Source organism: Paenibacillus sp. FSL R5-0766, assembly GCF_037971845.1.
Lineage (GTDB): Bacteria > Bacillota > Bacilli > Paenibacillales > Paenibacillaceae > Paenibacillus.
Genome location: NZ_CP150227.1, coordinates 2422677 through 2446097, shown reverse-complemented (window position 1 = coordinate 2446097; position 23421 = coordinate 2422677). Strand labels below are relative to the sequence as shown.

The 23421-nt window shown below is 45.6% G+C and carries 25 protein-coding genes; 2 read left to right on the top strand and 23 right to left on the bottom strand.

The window, feature by feature from the left end; translation table 11 throughout:
- Positions 1–111 precede the first annotated feature (111 nt).
- From sucD to MKY66_RS11045, 3 genes are all read right to left on the bottom strand, one after another.
- The gene (gene sucD, locus MKY66_RS11055; protein WP_036609382.1) at positions 112–1041 is read right to left on the bottom strand and encodes a succinate--CoA ligase subunit alpha; all 930 of its coding nucleotides are present in this window, start codon (positions 1039–1041) and stop codon (positions 112–114) included.
- 63 nt (positions 1042–1104) lie between these two features.
- Entirely contained in the window at positions 1105–2265 is a 1161-nt protein-coding gene (gene sucC / locus MKY66_RS11050; RefSeq protein WP_076208911.1) for an ADP-forming succinate--CoA ligase subunit beta, read from the bottom strand.
- A 244-nt stretch (positions 2266–2509) separates the two neighbouring features.
- Entirely contained in the window at positions 2510–2965 is a 456-nt protein-coding gene (locus MKY66_RS11045; protein WP_076208912.1) for a MarR family transcriptional regulator, read from the bottom strand.
- Between the two features lie 480 nt (positions 2966–3445).
- Between MKY66_RS11045 and MKY66_RS11040 the strand changes: the two genes are divergently transcribed.
- A complete protein-coding gene (locus MKY66_RS11040; protein WP_076208913.1) occupies positions 3446–5056 on the top strand; it encodes a YifB family Mg chelatase-like AAA ATPase in 1611 nt (536 codons plus the stop codon).
- A 240-nt stretch (positions 5057–5296) separates the two neighbouring features.
- Here MKY66_RS11040 and MKY66_RS11035 read toward each other — a convergent pair whose 3' ends face one another.
- The 10 genes from MKY66_RS11035 to rplS all read right to left on the bottom strand — a co-directional run bounded on the left by MKY66_RS11035 (position 5297) and on the right by rplS (position 14036).
- Positions 5297–5848 (bottom strand): nitroreductase, encoded by a 552-nt coding sequence (locus MKY66_RS11035; protein ID WP_036609391.1) that lies wholly within the window; start codon positions 5846–5848, stop codon positions 5297–5299.
- Positions 5849–6129: 281 nt separating this feature from the next.
- Positions 6130–7326 (bottom strand): carboxypeptidase-like regulatory domain-containing protein, encoded by a 1197-nt coding sequence (locus MKY66_RS11030; protein ID WP_076208914.1) that lies wholly within the window; start codon positions 7324–7326, stop codon positions 6130–6132.
- 60 nt (positions 7327–7386) lie between these two features.
- Complete coding sequence (locus MKY66_RS11025; protein WP_139331839.1) at positions 7387–7548, bottom strand: paeninodin family lasso peptide; 162 nt, start codon at positions 7546–7548, stop codon at positions 7387–7389.
- 320 nt (positions 7549–7868) lie between these two features.
- Positions 7869–8267, bottom strand: a complete 399-nt coding sequence (locus tag MKY66_RS11020; protein WP_076208915.1) for a YraN family protein — start codon at positions 8265–8267, stop codon at positions 7869–7871.
- Entirely contained in the window at positions 8261–8572 is a 312-nt protein-coding gene (locus MKY66_RS11015; protein ID WP_076208916.1) for an EscU/YscU/HrcU family type III secretion system export apparatus switch protein, read from the bottom strand. Before MKY66_RS11015 ends, MKY66_RS11020 begins: the two co-directional genes overlap by 7 nt.
- Positions 8569–10611, bottom strand: coding sequence for a DNA ligase (locus MKY66_RS11010; RefSeq protein WP_339807136.1), 2043 nt, complete (start codon positions 10609–10611; stop codon positions 8569–8571). Before MKY66_RS11010 ends, MKY66_RS11015 begins: the two co-directional genes overlap by 4 nt.
- Before the next feature lie 45 nt (positions 10612–10656).
- Entirely contained in the window at positions 10657–11358 is a 702-nt protein-coding gene (locus tag MKY66_RS11005; RefSeq protein ID WP_143760254.1) for a ribonuclease HII, read from the bottom strand.
- 462 nt (positions 11359–11820) lie between these two features.
- The gene (gene ylqF / locus MKY66_RS11000; protein ID WP_036670353.1) at positions 11821–12684 is read right to left on the bottom strand and encodes a ribosome biogenesis GTPase YlqF; all 864 of its coding nucleotides are present in this window, start codon (positions 12682–12684) and stop codon (positions 11821–11823) included.
- Positions 12685–12714: 30 nt separating this feature from the next.
- Complete coding sequence (gene lepB / locus MKY66_RS10995) at positions 12715–13335, bottom strand: signal peptidase I (RefSeq protein ID WP_076208919.1); 621 nt, start codon at positions 13333–13335, stop codon at positions 12715–12717.
- A 359-nt stretch (positions 13336–13694) separates the two neighbouring features.
- Positions 13695–14036, bottom strand: coding sequence for a 50S ribosomal protein L19 (gene rplS / locus MKY66_RS10990; RefSeq protein WP_024630190.1), 342 nt, complete (start codon positions 14034–14036; stop codon positions 13695–13697).
- A 350-nt stretch (positions 14037–14386) separates the two neighbouring features.
- On the opposite strand from rplS, the gene MKY66_RS10985 reads away from it, so the two are divergent.
- Positions 14387–15352: a polysaccharide deacetylase family protein gene (locus MKY66_RS10985; RefSeq protein ID WP_076208920.1), complete on the top strand. Its 966-nt coding sequence runs from the start codon at positions 14387–14389 to the stop codon at positions 15350–15352.
- 3 nt (positions 15353–15355) lie between these two features.
- Here the strand turns inward: MKY66_RS10985 and MKY66_RS10980 are convergent, their stop codons facing one another.
- The 10 genes from MKY66_RS10980 to ftsY form a co-directional block, all read right to left on the bottom strand.
- Positions 15356–16603 (bottom strand): hypothetical protein, encoded by a 1248-nt coding sequence (locus MKY66_RS10980; protein ID WP_076208921.1) that lies wholly within the window; start codon positions 16601–16603, stop codon positions 15356–15358.
- Between the two features lie 152 nt (positions 16604–16755).
- Entirely contained in the window at positions 16756–17127 is a 372-nt protein-coding gene (locus MKY66_RS10975) for a VOC family protein (protein ID WP_076208922.1), read from the bottom strand.
- A 187-nt stretch (positions 17128–17314) separates the two neighbouring features.
- A complete protein-coding gene (gene trmD, locus MKY66_RS10970; RefSeq protein ID WP_076208923.1) occupies positions 17315–18082 on the bottom strand; it encodes a tRNA (guanosine(37)-N1)-methyltransferase TrmD in 768 nt (255 codons plus the stop codon).
- 1 nt (position 18083) lies between these two features.
- Positions 18084–18596 (bottom strand): ribosome maturation factor RimM, encoded by a 513-nt coding sequence (gene rimM / locus MKY66_RS10965; protein ID WP_076208924.1) that lies wholly within the window; start codon positions 18594–18596, stop codon positions 18084–18086.
- Between the two features lie 301 nt (positions 18597–18897).
- Positions 18898–19128: a KH domain-containing protein gene (locus tag MKY66_RS10960; protein ID WP_017689218.1), complete on the bottom strand. Its 231-nt coding sequence runs from the start codon at positions 19126–19128 to the stop codon at positions 18898–18900.
- Between the two features lie 23 nt (positions 19129–19151).
- Entirely contained in the window at positions 19152–19424 is a 273-nt protein-coding gene (rpsP, locus tag MKY66_RS10955) for a 30S ribosomal protein S16 (protein WP_017689219.1), read from the bottom strand.
- A 53-nt stretch (positions 19425–19477) separates the two neighbouring features.
- On the bottom strand, positions 19478–20854 hold the full coding sequence (ffh, locus tag MKY66_RS10950) for a signal recognition particle protein (protein ID WP_062833767.1): 1377 nt from the start codon (positions 20852–20854) through the stop codon (positions 19478–19480).
- A gap of 62 nt (positions 20855–20916) precedes the next feature.
- Positions 20917–21267, bottom strand: coding sequence for a YlxM family DNA-binding protein (ylxM, locus tag MKY66_RS10945; protein WP_017689221.1), 351 nt, complete (start codon positions 21265–21267; stop codon positions 20917–20919).
- A 262-nt stretch (positions 21268–21529) separates the two neighbouring features.
- Positions 21530–22177 carry a hemolysin III family protein gene (locus MKY66_RS10940; RefSeq protein WP_017689222.1) on the bottom strand — a complete coding sequence of 216 codons (648 nt, stop codon included), beginning with the start codon at positions 22175–22177 and terminating at the stop codon, positions 21530–21532.
- Positions 22178–22323: 146 nt separating this feature from the next.
- Positions 22324–23337: a signal recognition particle-docking protein FtsY gene (gene ftsY, locus MKY66_RS10935; protein WP_076208925.1), complete on the bottom strand. Its 1014-nt coding sequence runs from the start codon at positions 23335–23337 to the stop codon at positions 22324–22326.
- Between the last annotated feature and the right edge of the window lie 84 nt (positions 23338–23421).

Genomic DNA, 23421 nt, shown 5'->3' with positions numbered 1-23421 from the left:
CTTCGCCCTGTTTAAGGACAAAAGGTTGCTTACCTTTTCCGTAACCATAATAGTCGGTCTACCAGAAATAGATCATTTCCGTGCCGTTTCTTCTATTATAACGAAAAAGAATTAATGTGTCGTGCACAAATTCAAAATACCGCGTTCCTCAAGTACACTCACCAAAGTCGAACCCATCTCAGCAGGAGTTGGTGCTACTTTGATTCCACATGATTCCAGTTTCGCAATTTTCTCTTTGGCTGTACCTTTACCGCCAGAGATAATAGCGCCAGCATGGCCCATCCGTTTGCCTGGAGGCGCTGTTACGCCACCGATAAAGCCAACAACCGGTTTGGTCATGTTTTCACGTACCCAATCTGCAGCATCCTCTTCAGCTGTACCACCAATCTCACCAATCATGATGACCGCATGAGTCTGTGGATCTTCATTGAACCGTTTGAGGATATCAATGAACTCGGAGCCTTTTACAGGGTCTCCCCCGATTCCTACAGCAGAAGATTGTCCAATGCCACGCGTCGTCAGTTGATGAACGGCTTCATAGGTAAGTGTTCCACTACGGGAAACAACGCCTACGTGCCCTGCCATATGGATATAACCAGGCATGATACCGATTTTACATTCGCCTGGTGTAATGACACCTGGACAGTTTGGTCCGATCAGGACGGTATTTTTACCTTCCATGAAGCGGTCAACCTTGATCATGTCAAGAACCGGAATACCTTCTGTAATACAGATTACGAGGTCCAGCTCAGCATCAACAGCTTCCATAATGGAATCTGCTGCAAATGCAGGAGGAACGTAAATGACGCTCGCTGTTGCGCCTGTAGCTTCCTTCGCTTCCTGCACAGTGTTGAACACCGGCAGACTAGCTACTGTACCATCTTCCAACGTGATATCCACATTAGTTCCGCCTTTACCCGGTGTAACTCCGCCTACCATCTGGGTTCCGTAGTCCAATGCGCCCTTCGTGTGGAACATTCCCGTTGAACCCGTAATGCCTTGCGTAATGACTTTTGTATTTTTATCGATCAAAATACTCACGTTGCTTCACATCCTTACGGTTATTTTTCAATTCCCGGACAGCTCCGGTACTAAGGAATGAACTTATTTTACGAGGGCAACAATTTTCTGTGCACCATCGGCCATGGAATCAGCAGGAACGATATTAAGGCCAGATTCACCCAGAATACGTTTGCCAAGCTCCACGTTAGTTCCTTCAAGACGAACAACCAGCGGTTTGGTCAGGCCAAGTTGCTTCGCGGCTTCAACAACACCATTGGCGATAACATCACAGCGCATGATGCCACCGAAAATGTTAACAAAGATCCCAGCTACTTTGGCATCGGACAAGATGATCTTAAATGCTTCAGTCACCTTCTCCGTTGTTGCACCGCCCCCAACGTCAAGGAAGTTGGCCGGGTCTCCACCGTAGTATTTGATAATGTCCATCGTTGCCATCGCAAGTCCCGCACCATTGACCATACAGCCGATGTTGCCATCCAGTGCTATGTAGCTGAGGTCGTATTTGGAAGCTTCGATTTCTTTTTCATCCTCTTCATCCAGGTCACGCAGTTCCAAAATCTCTTTGTGACGGAACAAGGCGTTGGAGTCAAAGTTCAATTTCGCATCTAGCGCGATAACGTTTCCATCTCCGGTAACAACGAGAGGATTGATCTCGGCAATAGAGCAATCTTTTTCGACAAATGCAGTGTACAGCGCAAGCATGAACTTAACAGCTTTGTTCACCAGTTCATTAGGAATCTTAATGCTGTAAGCCAGTTTACGGGCCTGGAACACTTGCAATCCAATGGCAGGGTCAATAATTTCTTTGAAAATTTTCTCAGGTGTAGCTTCAGCTACTTCTTCAATCTCAGTACCGCCTTCTTCGGAAGCCATCATAACTACACGGCCTGTGGCACGGTCCACAACAACACCAACATAATACTCTTTGCGGATATCGCATCCTTCTTCAATCAGAAGACGTTTCACTTCTTTGCCTTCTGGTCCAGTCTGGTGTGTTACCAATACTTTGCCCAGAATTTCGGAAGCATAGGCACGAACTTCATCCGTACTCTTCGCCACTTTTACGCCGCCGGCTTTACCCCGGCCACCTGCGTGAATTTGCGCTTTAACAACAGTCACCGGACTGCCCAGTGCCTCTGCGGCCGCAACCGCTTCATCGACTGTATAAGCAACCTTTCCATTTGGAACGGTAACTCCATACTGTTTCAGTACTTCTTTTCCTTGATATTCATGGATATTCATTCTCGAATCCTCCTATCAACATGACTGCAACAAGGCGGGTTGGTAGACTAACAAAAGACAAATGTTGACTATTTTCACTTAAACCCAATTCATTGTAACACGTTTTTAAAACGCTTTCCTTAAAAAATTAATGGTTAATAGACAGTATTTTGATATGAGTATGATCCCATATTGTGAATGCTTGGGTATAAATGGAAAAAAACCTCAGCTAAAAGCTAAGGTTTCCTTGATCTAAAACTACATTTTATTTTTTGGCTGCGTTCGTGTTGGTTTGGTGAACTTTCTCCAGCAACCCTTTGAACTGACCCAGCAAAGCTTCAAACTCTGTACTGTTCAAACACGCATCTCCCTGAATGGATTCAGGGATGGACAATGCCTTGTTCCGCAGCTCACGGCCGGAGTCGGTTAATGTAATTAACACTTTTCGTTCATCCTGAGCAGAGCGTTCGCGATTAATAAGTCCTGCTGACTGCAACCGTTTGAGAAGTGGTGTCAACGTTCCCGAATCGAGATAAAGTGCCTCCCCGATCTCCTTAACCGTACATTCTTCACGTTCCCACAATACCATCAGAACCAGATACTGTGAATACGTTACGCCGAGCACCTCGAGATAAGGCTGGTACATCTTCGTAATTTCACGTGAACAAGCATATATGGCAAAGCATAATTGGTTATCCAGCTTCAAACTGTCAGTCTGCATATGTCTTTCTCACCTGCCTATTGTGCATTCTATTCCTTATAAAAAGGAACTATAAATCTATCTTATCACAAATTAGAAAAAAAACAGAATAATTGAGCACAAATGATTTTACTATTCAATTTAATTATGATAAATTAGATTGTGTAAAATATAAAAACGAATAGATGACCCGTAAGTACATCTCATAATTCGATAAAAATATTACATAAGGTCCATGGAATACATTCGCGTTTTCTCAGGCCAAATTTGATAATCATAATGAAAGTTTAATACGTAACCATTTTCGCCAAAGCTATTTAATGATTTCCTTCCAAAAATAAAATTCAGGGATCAGGAAAGATGACTACAGCAATGAGAATGACAGGTTGACTCCATGATTCCTTTTATATAAAATGCTTAATAGAAGCTGAGGAAGCACCTTAATTCGTAGACTGGCCCGTATTATGCGGAGTCAAGAATCGAGTGAGGTGTTTCTTTGTCATGTACGGAAAATTGCACAGTGCGTGTTTGTACGGAATTGATGGTGTTCTGATCGAGGTGGAGACCGATTTATCCAATGGTCTGCCGCAGACATCCATCATCGGTTTACCGGATTCAGCCATTCGTGAGGCCGTTGAACGTGTCCGTGCAGCGATTAAAAACTGCGGATATCAGTATCCGTTACAGCGAATCACAATCAATCTGGCCCCCGCTGATCTGCGCAAGGAAGGATCTTCCTTTGATCTGGCCATTGCTATTGGTTTACTCATGACAAGCGGCCAGCTTGTACTTCCTCCCGAGGAACGGACACTAGTGGTTGGCGAGCTGGCGTTGGACGGTTCGATCAGGTCCGTGCCCGGCATTTTATCCATGGTGGATCTGGCCAAACGACAAGGCTTTACTTCCGTGCTCCTGCCTTTGGATAACGTAGAGGAAGCGTCACTGATCCGAGGTATCCAGGTGTTTGGCATTCGTCATTTACAGGATATTGCTCCGGAAAACCCAGATCAACCCGCTAGTTCAGTGGGAATACCAAATCATTCAAATGCAGGACCTGTCGTGTTAAAAAATTATGCACATCTCGCTGTGCCTATAACGGATAAGACACATATGATGGCAGATAGCAAGCCGAGACAAACACCAATATTTGCAGACGACTATAGCGATGTTCTGGGGCAGCACCATGTAAAACGCGCGCTTATGATTGCTGCAGCAGGCATGCATAATATACTTCTCGTTGGACCGCCAGGCACGGGCAAAACGATGTTAATCAAACGTCTGCCCTCCATCCTTCCGCCTTTGTCAGAAGATGAAGCGTTGGAAGTCACCAAAGTATTAAGTGCTGCAGGCAAATTAAAAGAAGCGCCTCAAGGCCTGATTGCAGATAGACCGTTTCGCTCCCCTCACCACACGATATCCACCTCTGGTCTGATTGGAGGCGGTGGTATCCCGAAACCGGGTGAAGTGAGCCTTGCCCATCGGGGCATATTGTTTCTGGATGAATTACCTGAATTCCAGCGTCAAGTGCTGGAGGTATTAAGGCAGCCGTTAGAGGATCGCACAGTGACAATTAGTCGGGCACGGGCTGCTTTCACCTTTCCGGCCCAGTTTATGCTTGCATGTTCCATGAATCCCTGTCCCTGCGGATATTTGTCCGCTCATTCCGAGGAACAACGCTGCATATGTAGTCCAGCCCGTGTTGCCGCGTACCGAGCCAAAATTTCAGGACCACTGCTGGACCGCATCGATCTTCAGGTTGAGGTTCCTCCACCAGGCGAGTGGCGCAAGTCTGCTGCTTCCCCTTCCTCTGAAGAAATACAGGCAAAAGTGATCCACGCTCATCAAATTCAGGCTACACGTTATGCTCAAAGTTCGGTCCGTTGGAATAGCCAGCTTTCCGGCACGCTTTTGCGACGTACAATCCAACTCCCTCAAGAGGCAGAGCAGCTGTTAGAGCAAACACTGCAAACGTTAAACCTGAGCATGCGTGCACATGATCGGATTATCAAGATGGCACAGACAATTGCCGATCTGGACCATGAAGGTGAAATTGTAACAGCTCATGTGGCTGAAGCCATCCAGTATCGTCAACTGGATCTTAATTTATTTTGAAGCTTATGGGTGAAGAACAGTCCAGGTTGCCGAAAGGCAGTGAAATACGCACAAACCTATAGACTTCAGATGAAAAGTCGAGAAGGATGTAAGGATATTTCATGCAGATTCTACAGACAGATCCGCCAACATAACAAAAAAAAACGTACAAGCCCCTCTCTTCTGTGAAGAAAGGTGCTTGTACGTAGGTTTCCCTGAAACATATAGAGCTCTTGTGCAGCTGCGTTTTACCATATTATATTATTCGAAAAGAGTCAGTTTGTCCTTGGCTGGTGTACGTTCTTTGGCAGAAGGAATAACATCGGGGTATCCCATATAAATCATACCTACAATCTTCTCTCCCGCCTCTATTCCAAGCGGTTTGCGGAATTTGGGAGCGTACAAAAATGGCTTGGTCACCCAGAATGTTCCAATGTCTTCACTCCAGGCTGCAAGCATAAAGTTCTGAACCAATGCACTGACCGCAGCAAAGTCTTCGTCCCAGATATTCTGTCTTGGATCTTCTTCCAGCACGACAAGCATAACGGATGGAACTTGCATAATATTGGGTGAAAATTTGTTGTCTTCCCCCATTTCTGCATCAATAGCCTCCGCCAGTTTCTTCCGTCCATTTCCGGTAAACAACAAAAATCTCCAAGGTTCACGCAGTTTATGGTTAGGAGCCCAGACTGCGGTGTCCAGCAATTCTATAATCTGCTGTGTAGGAACAGCTTCTTTTTTAAATTTTTTCACCGTACGACGGTTTTGAATCGCGTTTCTGACTTCATTTGTTGTTTTCGTAGCTTTACTCATCGGCCGTACCTCCTGTTTATAAAATCATTTGCAACCGCAATAGTGATTCGCGGCCTTGTACATTCAATATAATTTCTTTATGACATAATAAAATACCAGTTTACCTTCTTGATTATACACCCATCTTATCACGAGATTCAAAGGGGCGGCAGAGGTCATTATCGTTAAGGTCATTACGAACAGAAAAGACGACTCTGAATCTTGATTCACCGCGAGGGATCTCAAGTCAGAACCGTCTTTTATTCTCATGTTATTGATTCACATATCATATCAACGAGTAATCAATCGTCGTAACTCGCCCCTTCAAACGCGCCATTCCCTTCAAATGTGCCATTAACAAAATCCATTTTGTTGTACTTCTCCTGGTTACCTGCAACATCTGTACTATAGTACTCTACCACCTTGACATCTGGGGCATAAAACTTGACGGGTCCTTCATAGTTTTTCCATTCTCCCCCATTGATTCGATATTGCGTTGTTTTTACGCCCGAACCTTTGACTTCGTCTGTTGCCTGAAGTCTGAATGTAAATCCTTTGATGTATATTTTCCCGTTCACAGTATCTGTAATAGGAACTAATCTGTACTTGGTTACTGGAGGTGTAATATCTGCATCCTTCTTAAGTACGATATTAAACGTATTATGATCTCCTTTTACAAGAGTAACGCTTAGGCTCGTTTTTAAATATCCTGCTGCTTCTCCCGTTATCGTTCTGGCCCCTGTTGGTACGCGCTTTATTAAATAGTTGCCTTGAGCATCTGTTGTTGCCGAACCTCCAGCATTAACTTTAGCCCCACTTACTGGATTGCCCGACTCATCTACAACTTTTCCCCGCACGTGTGCCGCCTCTGCCAAAACAACATCCATTCTCAAGGTTCCTCCCTCCCGGACACCCAAGCGATCCTGTTCATATAACATATAATCATCGGCATCTACCCATATTGCAATGTTCGAATTATAGGCGTAATCAATTCCTGTAACCGCATATCGACCTTGCTGATCAGTTTTCACTATACGATCAAAGACACTTGTTACTTTTATACGAGCATCTGGAACAGGTCTGCCTGCCTGATCTTTGACTGTTCCTACAATCGTGGATGGCTCATAAATATGAAAATCAAGCTGTATTTGCTCTCCACCGGACAATCCGTAGGAGCTATAGTGTCTGTACGTCACATAACCCTCTGCATCAACTACAAAAGTAATGTCCGTATTGTCTTCAACGGACTCTATAATATGATACCGTCCATTCCCATCCGTCTTCACACTTTTCTCTGACGTATCCCCACGATAATTAAGCCAATACTTGACAGTAGCGTTCTGGACAGGTAATCCCTGACGATCAATAACTTTACCTGATACACTTGCCTGTGTAGACGGATCGGCTGCATAAGAAACTCCGGAATACATGATTCCAAACAAAATGAAACATAAAGATAGTGTACTTAGTCGAATGATCCATTTGATACTTGTCTGCATCTTCTCACTACACCTCACCATTTATTTTATTGATCAAACATTCCTCTTTAACCTCTTAAATTAACTGACCATAAGTTCAAGCTTCCAGAATTCTCCGTCCCAAACATATTGCCAAATCCCCTGTCCACCGTTCATGGTCTCGCTGATATCCAGCACTTCCATCCGAGGGCACTCCCATACTTGTTTTACTGTGTTGTTCGAAGTATTCTGAAGCTCTTTCATACATCCCACCAACCTCTCTTTAAATTTCAACTTTCTTAGTTTATTACAAATGATACATTTTGTATCTATAAATTTCTGAAATACAATGATTTTATTATCGATGCTCTATCCTCTGTTTAGTGATTTCATAGTTAAATCAAAAAAAGCCGCAGCTCCTGTATAAAGAGGAACTACGGCTTTAGTATATTAACTAATTTTATAACTAAAACGAATGCAAAGATAAGACATAATTAAACTTGTACTTCGAAATAACTGACCAACTCACATTAAAAAGATACAATTCGTATCAATTAAAGTGGCAATAACTTCGAGTGTAATTCTTAAAAAGCATTAACAATATGATTCAAAGAGACGATTTCTCCTGCTTGATCAAGCATTACGGCAATTACATCAAAACGGATCTGAAGTTCCGTCTCTCCCGTCATTTGCAAATATACGGATGCGGTTGAACGTACCTGCTGCATTTTACGCATATCAACCGATTCCTGAGGTGTACCGTACTGAGCGGCTCCACTTCTGCTTCTTACTTCCACAAAGACAATCAGGCCCTCGCAGGAAGCAATGATGTCAATCTCACCGCTACGGCAACGCCAGTTCTGTCTAATGATCCGATAATCGTTCTCTCGCAACCATTGACAGGCAGCCTCTTCACCTAATCGACCCTTCTGCTGTCGTGTAAGCTTCAGTCCCGGCTCCTTGCCTGATCTATGTTCTACCATGACTCGTCTTCCTCACGTCCTGAGGCCATTCGATCTGCACGGTAGACATATGTTAGCACCTCTGCGACCAGTTGATACAGTTCAGCTGGAATCTGTTCATCCAGATCCAACTTGGAGAGCACCTCCACAAGTGCTGCATCCTCCTGAACAGCCACGCCGTTTTCTCTGGCTTTATCCAGAATGGCTTCTGCCACTTTGCCACGGCCCTTGGCTACAACAACAGGTGCTTCGCTCTCTCCAGGGACGTATTTTAGGGCAACCGCCTTTTTGGAGAGCAGATCGGGTTGTGACGACTCGTCTTTCATACCTTCAAGTCCACCCCTTTGTATCGTTCTGGACTATAGTCCGAGGCCCTCGTTTTTCGTTCCGCGCCCGGTTCCTGCCCCACAGGCCACGGTTCTGCCTTGAAGGTCAGCAGTTGATAGCCCAGCTTGTCCAATGCCTGATGGATTACCTCTCGTCCGCTCTCCAGGAGCGATCCCATGCCTTCGCGATCATTTAATACACGCAGACTGACAATGTTATTAACCACATGTACATCTACCAGAGTTGGCCCAAGACTTTTCATGTCCAGATCAAACCATAGACGGCAGTTGGACGCATCCAGCTCTCCACGAGATCCACGACGTGATTGAATCTGAACAGACGCCGTTTCTTCCCCGTCCGGTCCAGTGATCGGAATAAACCAGTGCATCTGTGCAAAAGTAGCACTGCGATCTGTCGTCAGCAATAACTGCTGACCTGTCAGATATTGCACGGCCTGTCCGGCGGCATCCTTAAGCGCCGCCGGTGCACCTTCGCTGCTGGCAAGCTGCAGCAGCAAGCCCTTCAGCGTGTCCGCATTTGCCGGACTCGCCGCATCCCCCACGCGCGGCTGCGCAGCCGCGCCGTGAACGGCCTGCTGCTCGTGCTCTGCACCGAGCAGCTTCAGCACGCGCCCCACCCACGGGTCCCCCTCGTGGGTGACAGGCGCGAGCACTGCCGCAGCTCCCGCAGGTGCTGCGGCACTACCGCCAGCCGGCGGCGCATCAGCGCCGGCTGGCAACGGCTGCGGCACGCCTCCGGCAGCCGCAGCCGCCTGGCCGCCCTGCGATGCAGGGGCGGCCTGTGCTGCCGCACCAGGCTGTGCCGGTGCGGCAGTGGACGCGCTGCGCAGGGCGTCCAGCAGCGCCAGCAGCTTGGGCGCCAGCTGCGCTGCCGTAGGCGCTGCTGGCGCCGCCTGGCCTGCTGCGGACGGCGTCCCCGCAGCAGCAGGCGTTTCAGCGCGGCCGTCAGTCCGCCCGGCCGCGCCTGCTTCAGGCTGGCCTGCACTTGCACGGCCAGCCACAGATTCAGCTGCCGCCCCTGGTGTACCCGGGCGGCTCCCAGCTTGCCCCGCGTCAGCCCCGCGCAGGCCCTCTCCAGGTATTCCGGTTCCAGACGGAATACCTGCGCCCCCTTTGCCAGCCGTTTCAACGTTGCTGGCAACTGCCTTGGCCCCGGCTTCAGCATTTCCTGTGCCTCCGCCGGCCTGCATGTTTCCTTTCACCGCAGTACCTGCATCGTCTGCCCCGCCATCCGTCATGGATATAGATCCTGCCAATGCCGCTTGTCCTTGTTGCGTTGACAAAGCAGGTGTTCCGGTTCCAGTCACCTGACGACCATTGCCTGATGCAGCCAATCCTTCTTCCGTCTGTGATGTATTGGGTAATACAGGTGCGCCAGCCACGACTGCTGGTTTCAACGTAGCAGATTGTTCTCCAGGCAATAGCGGTTTACCTGTTGTTTGAGTCAGCATCGTTTCCAACTGATCAGCCAACCCGCTTAACAACTGGTGCAGAGGGGGGCCAAACACCGTCTGGTGTAATCCTTTTACTGTTTCCGCCGTAACCGGAAGGCCACGCTGAAAAGCAATCCCTGTCGCCTGCACCCATTCTTCCACAGGGACCTGTGCGGGTTTGGCAGTCATCATATTCTGGACCATAGCCACATTACCCTTCGTTAGCGGCAATCCGCTACGCTGCATGGCAAGTAACAGTTCCCGGTTCCCTTTTGTATCCGGCAGTCCTACATCCTTAAGCAGGTTGTTCAGCGAAGCTTGTGGCAGCTCAGCAAGTGTACCCGTCATAGGTTTCATTACCGTTATGCCATTTTCACCTGGAGGTTGCACTTGAAGCAACGTGGTCTCACCCGGACGGAGTGGAGTCTCCAACTTGGCGCGCACCTGCACACCTTGAATCTGCAGAACTGCTTCTCCCCCATCATCGGATACACTAACGACGGAGCCACGAACCACCTGACCTTCCTTTAATTCAAGCGGTTTGGCATTGCCGGGCTTACTGTCTCCCATTAACCCCTTTATCATGGAACCGATATTCAAATCTCTCCCCCTCCTTCCTTCAAACCTATGTTAAAACAAAGATTGCTGCTCTCCAAGCAGGTTGCCCAGAAAACTGCGCCGATGCATCGGGGTTGCCCCCAATGCCATAATCTGCTCCCGATGAACTTTTGTTGCATATCCTTTATGTATCGACAAACCATATTCCGGATATAACGTATCCCATTCTTCCTTGCACAGCCGATCTCGCGTTACCTTGGCAATAATAGATGCTGCTGCGATCGATTGACTGTTGGCGTCACCTTTAATAATAGACAGTTGAGGTACATTCACATCCACCTTCTCGGCATCCACCAGCATATAATCAGGAGTTTCTCCCAATGCTTCAACAGCTCTTTTCATCGCAAGTCTCGCAGCCTGCTTGATATTAAGCCGATCAATTGTCTCTGCATCCGCGTACCCGATACCTACCGCCAGCGCTTTTTCCATAATGACGTCATATAATGCATCACGTTTTTTCTCCGTTAATTTCTTGGAGTCATTCACACCTTCCAGGATGAGATCCTTCGGTAAAATAACTGCCGCTGCGACAACATCCCCAAACAAACATCCCCGTCCTACCTCATCAATACCAGCAATACGTTCAAACCCACTGTCCCAATACTCCCGCTCATAGAGCAACAGATCTCGAGGTTCACTCGCTTCTTTTTTCTTCTTTGGTCCAATCGGGGTATCCAGTAGATTCAACCCGATCTCTTCATTATTTTCAACCATAACGCTCATCTCCTCTACCCACGCTTTTTCAGCATGCGTATCACTTACAACTTTTTATAATATAGACGTAGATCCTCTGTCTTTTGTTCTGTACAACCTGTCTCTCTCAGCAAAACTTTTCCTTGAGGTTCACAATATAAAGATAGTGATGTCTTCATTTATCGGTATTTGATGGTTTAAATTGAATATATCAGACCTCGTGTAATTTAAATTGCACCACCATTCATCATAGCACGATTTAGATGCACCTGATATATAGGCCAGCCAATTCCATAAAGCATACTGTTCTTCAATCCTCTTCCATTTTATCGTTTTCAACGTATGTTCCAGCTCTACTTCCGCGTTTGTATACACAAAAAACGACCGCTCCCGGTAATCCGGTAACGGCCGCTTCTTTCGGCACTTGTATATATGAAATGAACAGATAAAGATAATGATCTTCATCGTGTAGAGTCCATTTTTTTAATAAGGAGCTTCCATAGAGAAACGTCCCATTTTACCCGCTCGCAGTTCACGCAGAAATGCTCGTGATGCCTTTTCCAGATCAATGCGTCCACCGCTTACAACACATCCACGGATACGGCCGACTTGTTCCATAATCGCAATAACACTGTCTGAATCATCTGCATCCTTGGAGAACTCCTGAAGTCCGTATCTCTCTTCCAAAGCGTCCCAGTAATAACGCATCAGGTAACTGATTCCAAAAAAGGCGATATCCTCTGCATTCAGAATTTCCTCTTTGATCGCACCAGTTACAGCAAGACGATAACCTACATTTTGATCTTCGAACTTGGGCCAAAGAATACCCGGAGTATCCAATAACTCCATTTCTTTGCCTACCTTGATCCACTGTTGCCCCTTCGTCACACCAGGACGATCTCCTGTTAACGCAATACTCCGTCCAGCCAGTCGGTTAATCAGTGTTGATTTACCTACATTGGGAATCCCTACGATCAACCCGCGAACCGCACGAGGATTAATCCCTTTAGCAATTTGACGGTCAATTTTTTCTTTAAGAAGAAGCTTGGCCTGCACGGGAATATCTTTAACATTGGTTCCCGTCGAAGCATCTACAGGGAAAGCGGTAATTCCTTCTTTTTTGAAATATTCAATCCATTCTTGCGTCACTTTTGCATCTGCCAAATCCGATTTGTTCAACAAAATCATCCGGGGTTTATCCAGCAATATTTCGTCAATCATTGGATTACGGCTGGAGACAGGCAGACGGGCATCCAATAGTTCGATGACCACGTCGATGAGCTTTAACTTATCCTGAATCTGGCGTCTGGCTCGAGTCATATGACCTGGAAACCATTGTATCGTCAACTTGTCTTCACCTCATTATTTACTTCAATTTCAGTGGTTGATCCACTTGATCTCACCAATCGGCCAGAAAATCACATCTGCACGACCAATAATATCTTTTAACGAAACATAACCGATCATACGGCTGTCTGTACTATTTGGACGGTTATCTCCCATGACAAATACATGACCTGCAGGCACTTTGCCATCAGGGAACTGCTCATTCGGGAAATCCTTCACGTTATAGGTTCCACCATTTGCTTCAGCTGCATCAATGGCTCCTTGAATATACGTTTCATCAATCTTTTTACCGTTAACCATCACGGTATCGTCCTGAACCTCAACGGTATCACCTTCTACAGCAATAACACGTTTAATGAAATCTCGACCTTCGGATGGTACGTGGAAGACGATAACTTCACCGCGCTTCGGTTCTCTGATATCATATAAGATTTCGTTGACGATCACACGTTCACCCGTTTCAAAGTTCGGCTGCATGGACGGACCGTCCACAACAAACGGTTTGAAGAGCAACCACCGAATCAGAATGACGAGAACTAATGCGATAACAATGGCTTTAAGCCATTCAACAATTTCATTTTTGGCTTTTTTGGATCGACTGTTTTTCTCTTCGGCAGGATTGCCCCGGTCATGTTGAACTTCTTGTTCCATTCAAGATCTTCCTCTCTTCACAGTACATGTTTATAGCAGTACACACATCCAGCATTCTGTATCGTTCCAATAACTCCATGGATGGATACAAAACATTCACATCAGTTATGTAATCTTTCACCAAGCATTACAGTACATTTAATCCACAATTCAAATGCCTTCAAGAGGTTGTTCAAAAAGTCGGTACTGAAAACCGGTCTTTTTGAACACGCACTTCAATAACTGATTTTACAAGCCTCCCGGACTATTCACCGCATGCGTTGCCATACCATTTTACTCGGAAGTGTACCTCCGGTTCAACTTTTCCCGGACAAAAACGAAAAGGGCTTGTCTCCAAGCCCTTCCCGGTATCCGTTATATTAACGAATTTCTTTAATTCTCGCTGCTTTACCGCGTAGTTCACGAAGATAATAAAGCTTCGCACGACGAACTTTACCACGGCGAGCCACTTCGATTCTATCGATTTTTGGGGAATGAAGCGGGAAAGCTCTTTCCACACCTACACCGTAAGAAATTTTACGAACTGTAAAAGTCTCACTGATTCCACCACCACGGCGTTTAATCACAACACCTTCGAACAATTGGATACGCTCACGAGTTCCCTCGATTACCTTAACGTGCACTTTCAAAGTGTCACCAGGACGAAAACTCGGAATATCCTTACGAAGTTGTTCTTGTGTAATCGCTTGAACGATATTCATCTATGACTCCCTCCTTCCGTACAGGCGTTCATACTTCTTCCAGAGATCACCTTGTCTCCTTCATTATCCATAGAGGACCGCCGTATTCCACATAACAGACTTATTGTATCACGCAGCATATCAAAACACAAGAGAAATTAAACAGAATGCCTATTGTTCAATCAGCAACGCTGATACTCATCCATCTCATGTTGACTTCATTCTAAAATACATTCTCTCATATGGATCATGAATCAACGTTCTCATCTGCAAGTCAACCTGATGCAAGAAAAAATACTGTAACTTCCCGTGTAGTAATATCGTCTATGATATAACTTATTGACCACTTTAAAAGGAGAATCCCAAGACTCATGAAATATTGGAAAAAGATCACACTTGCCCTACTTGCCATGCTCACATGCTCCATTACACTATATGCATATGCCGTAACTCATCCAACGAATGCACTGTCACACAAAGCCTGCACATCCTGGGACATAGTCAAACGCAAAGCATTCGAGCTGTCACACACTGACTTCTCTAACCAACCTGCGCTGGATCGTTCTACCTTCAGGGTTGAACGAGGTACCGCTACAGAAGTTCCTGTACTGATGTATCATTACATAGAACCCAAACTGAACAATCACGAGACAGGTAATAAATCCATCATTAATCTGGAGGACTTCGAGCAAAATATGAAATACCTGCATGATGAAGGCTACCGCACGATTACACTGGATCAGCTTGAACAATATGTTAGCGGGAAGATTTCCCTGCCACAAAAATCTATTGTGATTACATTTGATGATGGATACCACAACAATTATACGTTAGCTTACCCTGTGCTTCAAAAATATAATTTCCACGCCTCATTGTTTGTCATTGGCAGCAAAATTCAAGATCAGCCTTCGGAATTTGACCCTGCCAAAAAAAGTTTCATCTCCAGACCAGAGATGCAGGCCGCAACTGACGTATTTGAATTTAACAGCCATACCTATAACTTGCATCACAAGGGATTTATGCGCTGTGGCAACAGCGTACCTGTCGGTCTGGACACCAGTCTTCTGGATGATGATATCCAGCATATGAAGCAAACCGGAATAGACACACCTTATCTGGCCTATCCTTTTGGTTATACCAGTACACAGATGATCTACAAGTTACAACAACATGGATATCGCATGGCATTTACCGTAAAGTCTGGATTTGTGCATCCAGGAGATCATCCCATGAAGCTGCCTCGCTTGACGGTCACGACAGGTACTGATCTGGCGTCCTTGCTTCAACCCGAATCGAGTCCGCAGAACGAATTACCTGCATCGGAGAATGACCAGTGAAACCTAGAGTTTAACTTCACCGCCTGGATACAGAGTCGAGCTATACAGCCTTTTAAGCTGTGGCTTGGCTCTTTTTGCATCGGTAAGTGATAATGTCATTGGAGAGCTGGAATAAATCACTGCTTCCTCTGCGTCATAGATGATGATCTGTTCCTGTCCGGTCTGGACCAGATCTGCATGTACTACATATCCCTCTTTCGGGAATTCAGTAACCGTTTTCATATCTCCATCTACCAAAGAAGGCAACACATCTCCACCTCGGCGATACGCCAAAATATAATCGGGTTCACCTTCATCCCAGTTACATACAGGCTCTATAATGGTTAACCAACCACGAGTCGTGCGATTTTCTTTCCAAATTTCTCTCCCTGCGCTATCCAGCATGAACATTCCATCCTTACCATGCTCATCCCCACGGACAATCCGGTCCAGACCTGCAGTCTGTAAACCTTCCATTCCAGTACAAAAATGACCTAACGCAATATGCTGTGATTCAATCGAATCTTCATAACGCCACTTCTCATTACCGTAGCGGTCCATCATGACCGTAACACTGCCACCGATAACAACCTCAACTTCCCCATCACCGTCAACGTCTCCAAACCATATACAGTCAGCATGATCATCAAGATTATGACAAGACCATAATAACGTCCCATCATGATCCAACATGTCATATCCGGCCATCACTTCATCTTTCCCATCTCCATCGATATCATATACCCATGGAAAATGTCCTGGGTTCCCTTCGTGCTTCCATAACAAATTAAAATCATGGTCAAGTGCCCATAACGTCTTATAGCGGTCTTTCAGTAAAATGTCCATTCTCTGCTGGTTACCCGTCAGGTTGGCGAGAATAATGCAGTCATGTGCTTCATCACCTGGCAGATCACGTGTTTCTTTGATCTCTCCGGTCCGGCCATCCAATACGAGAAATTGTTTGTCCATGACACACAATACTTCATTATTGCCATCTCCATCCCAATCTGCGACCTGAGCGGGATAGTCTGAACCCGGACCACCTGCATCGGGATCGGGAGTTCCGACCTGCCATAGTAATGTTCCTTCCAGATCAAATGCAGTCAAACAGCATACCTGATGCGGAACATACCGATCGTCTATGCCCCCATCTGCCTGTACCAGCAACATTTCAAGTCTACCGTCCCCATTAAGATCTCCCAAAAGCATTTTGCAGCGTTCTCCGGCTTGGCTAATATCTACTCTGGCGATTTCATAAGGCTGATGATTCATAACCTTCCTCCTCAGCTATCTTTATTATTCAATTCCAGCTGAGTTCACCATAAAGAAAATCCCTTTCTTTTACAACCCTATTTAGAATCATGCAAAAAAGTTCAAAGCTGCAAAAAAGTGCCTATGTAATTAAACGATTTAAACGAATGATTTTAAACCCACTCTAAAAACTCAAGGCGATTGCCAAAAGGATCATTTATATAGAAACGTCTTACACCTTCATCTGCCCTTGCTTCGTCATCGACAATATGAATTTGGTTATGAATGAGATGTTCACGCAACTGATCCAAATGTTGTACATGAAATGCCGGATGAGCTTTTGTGGCGAGAATAAAATCTCTTTGTACTCCAATATGCACTTGGTGTCTGCCACACTCGAACCATACACCACCCCGTTTTCTCAGAATTTCAGGTTTAAGAATTTCCGTCCAGCCCAGTACTTTATTGAAAAAATGACGTGCCTCCGCTTCACAACCTTCTGGTGCTGCGAGCTGAATATGATCAAGACCAATAATATTGTACATTCATACACCTCCTTTTGTTTCATTGAGTGAAACTAAGTTTTGAAATATAACTCCATTTTATAGAATAACCCAATGAATATCCAACTTTATTTACAAAACACACGAAAAAAATCCAACCTTTGGTATCAAGGTTGGATTTTTCGTACTCTCTAAAAAGATATATTTACGTGTTCAACGATACATATACTTACTCTGTGCCATTTTCACGATTTGAGCGGATCTTTTTCAGCCAAACCCGCTCTTTATCCGTCAAATCGGCCGTTTCCAACATTTCTGGTCTGCGCTCCAGCGTACGAAGCAAAGATTGCTCTCTGCGCCACGCCTCAATGTTCAGATGGTGTCCTGACAACAGCATGTCCGGCACTTTCATCCCCCTAAACTCGGGTGGACGTGTGTAGTGTGGGTATTCCAAAAGTCCAGTGCTGAAGGAATCCGTCACGGCACTTGTCTCATTGCCAAGCACACCGGGTATAAGACGTACGATGCTGTCGATCGCAACCATTGCAGGTAACTCCCCACCCGTGAGTACGTAATCACCAATGGATAGTTCATCCGTCACGAGAAATTCGCGGATGCGCTCATCGTAACCTTCATAATGTCCACATATAAAAATCAGATGATCTTCCTGTACAAGTTCTTCTGCTTTTTTCTGTGTAAACGTCTCACCTTGCGGACACATTAGGATGATACGTGGAGCTTTCATGGTTGCAGCGGCTTCTCCGCGTTGCTCCAGCACATCTTCTACAGCAGCAAAGATCGGATCTGGTTTTAGCACCATGCCCCCGCCCCCACCGTAAGGAGCATCATCTACTGTGTTATGTTTATTGGTCGCATAATTTCGGAAGTTGGTTGCACCAAGGGATACGAGCCCCTTCGTTTGAGCTTTGCCCAGAATGCTTGCTCCGAACACACCTTCAAACATCTCCGGGAATAGCGTTAATACATCCACTTTCATGTTACAGCAGCCCTTCCATCAGGTGAATCTTCACTTGCTGCTGTTCGATGTCCACATCAAGCACTACATCATCAATAACGGGAATCAGCACTTCTTTGCCTGCTGGCGTTTTGACAACCCATACATCATTGGCACCCGGAGTCAAAATTTCAGAGATGGTTCCAAGCGTCTCACCCTCTTCGGTGATGACCGAACACCCAACGATTTGATGGAAGTAGTATTCACCTTCGTCCAGCTCAGCCAGGTTTTCTTTTAACACTTTGGCCATGCCGCCTTTAAACTTTTCTACTTCATTAATATTCCCGTACTCTTTCAGACGAAGAATATACATATTTTTATGCAAACGTGAAGACTCCACGTTAACCATGACGGGATGATTATCTGGTGTAAAGAAAAACAACTCTGCATTTTTCGCGAAACGCACTTCCGGGAAATCAGTTAAAGGCATGATTCTTACCTCACCGCGAATTCCATGCGTATTAACGATTTTACCTACATTCATAAATTCTGCCATATTTCCTCCTACGAAATTAAATCAGACTAAACTGCTACTTCGACTCTCGTATGGTCGTTCCGGCGACGGTTCGTTCTTTCAATCGCTGTTACCCCCTCATTTTTCGAACTTAATTTAAAAGGTGAAAATGAGGTGATAAAGGCGAACGCTAACGCTTCTCCAGAATCGATCCCGTCCCCTACACTGCTCCGAAGTCACTCATACCCAAAAATATTTCAATTCAATATCTAATCCAACATATTAAGTTCAGCATGCACGAAAAGGGGCTAGGACATGCATCCTAACCCCCTTTCGTATATCTTTAAGATATGATATCAACGGTAACCCGTTTATCCATCTTAACTGCTGCTGATGTGACGACCGTACGAAGTGATTTCGCGATTCGTCCCTGTTTACCAATTACCTTCCCGACATCGTCAGGATGAACGGTTAACTCATAAACGACAAGCCGGTCTTTCTCAACCGTCCGAACCGTCACATCTTCCGGATGATCGACTAAAGCCTTAGCAATTATGCTTACTAATTCTTCCATAGATGACCCTCCGAATCAGCACTTTATTTAGATAATTTAGACTCGTGGAACTTCTTCATCACGCCCGCTTTGCTAAGCAAGTTGCGGACAGTGTCAGATGCTTGTGCACCGTTTTGAAGCCATGCCAATGCTTTATCTTCATCGATCTTAACAACAGCCGGTTGTTCAACCGGGTTGTAGTAACCGATCTCCTCGATAAAACGACCGTCACGTGGGGAACGGGAATCCGATACCACTACGCGGTAGAAAGGAGCTTTGTGAGCACCCATACGTTTCAGACGAATACGAACTGCCATTTGAAAATTCACCTCCTTCAATGAAATCTGTATATGATCCAGCTTCGTTTAAATCAACGGAAAGGAAACTTCATTCCTTTTCCCATGCCTTTAAGCTGCTTCATCGCTTTATTTTTGCCGCCTTTAGGTCCCATCATATCCGAGAACTGTTTCATCATGCGGCGCATCTCATCAAATTGCTTGATCAGACGATTTACTTCAGCCAGAGATGTTCCGCTTCCGGTAGCAATACGCTTACGGCGGCTATGGTTGATCATGTCCGGGTTGCGTTTCTCCTCGGTCGTCATTGAGTAAACGATCGCTTCAATCCGGCCCATCTGTTTATCATCAACCTTCAGATCTTTGGCTTGTTTCATCTTGCCCATGCCAGGAATCATATCCATGATCTGATCGATTGGTCCCAGCTTTTTCACTTGATCCATCTGCTCCAGGAAATCTTCAAACGTGAATTCTGCATTACGCATCTTCCGTTCCATTTCCTTGGCTTTATCGGTATCAATGTTTAATTGTGCTTTCTCAATCAGAGATAACATATCACCCATACCGAGGATCCGTGAAGCCATACGTTCCGGGTGGAACGGCTCCAAAGCGTCAAGTTTCTCTCCAAGGGAAGCAAACTTGATTGGACAACCCGTAACTGCTTTGACGGAAAGCGCAGCACCACCACGAGTATCTCCATCCAGCTTTGTCAGGACAACCCCGGTCAGATTAAGCTGCTGGTTAAAGTGTTCTGCTACGTTAACCGCATCCTGACCTGTCATGCTGTCTACGACAAGCAGTACTTCATCCGGATTCACTACGCTGTGAATCTGGCGAAGTTCTTCCATCAGTTCTTCATCAACATGCAGACGTCCAGCTGTATCGATAATGACATAGTCATTACCGTTATCTTTGGCATGTTGGAGACCTTGACGTGCGATCTCAACAGGGCTTGTCTGATCTCCCAGTGTGAATACCGGCGCTTTGATCTGCTCGCCAAGTACTTGCAACTGTTTGATCGCTGCCGGACGATATATATCGCCTGCAACAAGCAATGGTCTACTGTTTTGCTTTTGCAGCATTTTAGCCAGTTTACCCGATGTGGTTGTTTTACCAGCACCCTGCAAACCAACCATCATCAGCACCGTAGGCGGTTTGTTCGCTTTAGCCAGTTTCGCTTGGCTTCCACCCATCAAATCCGTTAGTTCCTTGTTAACGATGTCGATGATGACCATTCCTGGCGTGAAGCTCTCCATCACTTCTTTGCCAACAGCCTTCTCTTTCACCTTGGCGATGAATTCCTTGACCACTTTGAAGTTTACATCCGCTTCGAGCAATGCCAGACGTACCTCGCGCATAGCCTCGGCTACATCTTCATCAGACACCTTGCCTTTGCCACGCAGCTTGCTGAACACATTCTGTAATCGGGTCGTTAATCCTTCAAATGCCATGATCCCACCTCCTTAAGCTTTAATACTGTTTTCAAGACCGATACGTTCCGTTCAGCCAATTTTCATTCACTAAGCTGAGCAACGATATCGTGTATTTGTTTGTTGTTATCAATGGAGACGCCTGCGCGTTCCAATGCATTTTGCAAATCTTCAAGATTGCGATTACGCCGTTCATGCTTTTCCAGCAAGCCCAGCTTGCTTTCGTAATTTTCCAGCACTTGTTCGGCACGCTTGATATGCTCGTATACCGCCTGGCGGCTGATCTCAAACTCGGCTGCAATTTCACCAAGTGAGAAATCGTCATGAAAGTAATACTTTAGAAAAGTCTGCTGTTTCTCGGTAAGTAACAATTCATAAAAAGCAAACAGCAAGTTAATCCGGTTTGTCTTCTCAAGCCGATTTTCTTGACTCACATCGGGGCACTCCCTTCGTCAAGGAAAAACACTTTACACTCTTGCAACGTTCCTAATAATACCTAAAACAAATCAGGTTGTCAAGCAAAAATACTTGTCACAATAAAAACAGCTCTGATGATATGTTATTTCGATGTTTAACGGGTGGTTTATACCCTTTTTCACTACAAGCAAATCCGATCTGTATCTCTGCGATCCACCTCTATGTAGAAGAAAAAACGAATGCGTCTCAGTCCGTGGAGATGCATCCGTTTATGGTGTTCTAACGAAGTGGTGTCAGGTACAGCAGTACCATAAAGAAATGAAGAATACTGCCTGCTAACACAAAGAGATGCCAAATCGCATGGTGGTACGGAAATCCACGCCATACATAAAAGAGCGTACCCAGTGTATACATCAGGCCTCCAGCAACCAGCAGCACGATTCCGCCTGTTGGAATGGCAGCCATAAGCGGTTGCCAGGCAATAACGATGAGCCAGCCCATCGCAATATAGAAAATCGTGGACATGAATAGAAACTTTTTCGTAAAAAATGCCTTAAAGATCACGCCGAATAATGCGATTCCCCAGATTATACCAAACAGGGTCCATCCAAGTGTACCGCGAACAGCAATAAACAAAAGCGGAGTGTACGATCCGGCAATAAACAAATATATGGAAGAATGGTCGAAAATCTCAAATAAATCTTTCACTTTTCCATCTTTCCATGCATGCACGAGTGTAGAGCTTGTATAGAGCAGCAGCATCGTGATCCCGTAGATCGTGAAACTGACCACATGCCAAGCCGTGCCTTTCATACTTGAAAATACAATCAATATCACCAGTGCAGCTACACTGAGTGCAGCGCCGATTCCATGTGTCACCGCATTGGCGACTTCTTCACGGCGAGAATAGGTATACGTATTGGCCATTTTCAACCGTCCTTTCTAACCCTTTAACATTGCCTTCTTTATTCCTCCATTATACACGTATTGCCAGTGACATTACACGTGACACTTATCACGTATATCACTGGCAATACGGTTAACATTACTAATTCATCCTATTATTAATGACTCTAGGAATTAGCTTCCTCTTCTTCAGCACTTTCCGCTGGCTGTTCCTGGATCAATCCGGCGAACAAAGCATGCACAAATTGCTCTGAATCAAACTGCTGCAGATCATCAATTTTCTCACCAAGTCCAACGAGTTTCACTGGCAAGTCCAGCTCCTGACGGATCGCAACAACGATCCCCCCTTTGGCTGTTCCATCCAGTTTCGTCAGTACGAGGCCAGTTACACCGCTTTTCTCACCGAAAAGTTTAGCCTGATTTAAGGCATTTTGACCTGTTGTTGCATCCAGTACCATCAGTACTTCATGCGGAGCATCCGGAATTTCACGCTGAATGACACGATAGATCTTGTTAAGCTCGTCCATCAGGTTCGATTTGTTTTGCAGACGACCTGCTGTATCACAGAGCAGAACATCCGCACCCCGTTGTTTCGCTGCTTGTACCGCATCATACATAACCGCTGCTGGATCAGAACCAGATTGCTGTTTGATCACATCGACACCGGCACGTTGTCCCCATACTTCCAGCTGTTCAATGGCTCCGGCACGGAACGTATCTCCAGCTGCCATGATGACTTTTTTACCTTGCTGTTTAAATCGATGTGCCAGCTTGCCAATCGTTGTTGTTTTACCAACACCGTTAACACCAACGAACAAAATGACGGTAATGCCATCCGGGTTCATTTTCAATTCGTTATTCTGTTCACCGCGAAGAAGATCCGTCAGTTTCTCGGACAATACAGGCTGCAGCTCAGCCGCGTCCTCAATTTTGCGTTTTTTCACCTCAACGCGCAGGTCTTCGATCAGATTCATGACTGTATTCACACCAACGTCTGCTCCGATCAAAATCTCTTCCAGTTCTTCATAGAACTCTTCATCGATTTTTTTGCGGCGGATTACGAGATCCGACACTTTTTCCACTAACCCTTTACGTGTCTTTTCCAATCCATCCTTGAACTGTTTGGTGACCGACTCCGTTTTGCTTGCAATGCTGTCTCTCAGCTTTTTAAAAAAACTCATAAAGCCCCTCCATCGTGTCCATAATCTAAGCGCTTTTGCAAAAATGCTCAATCTGAATGATTTTCAATGATTACAATGAGTTCG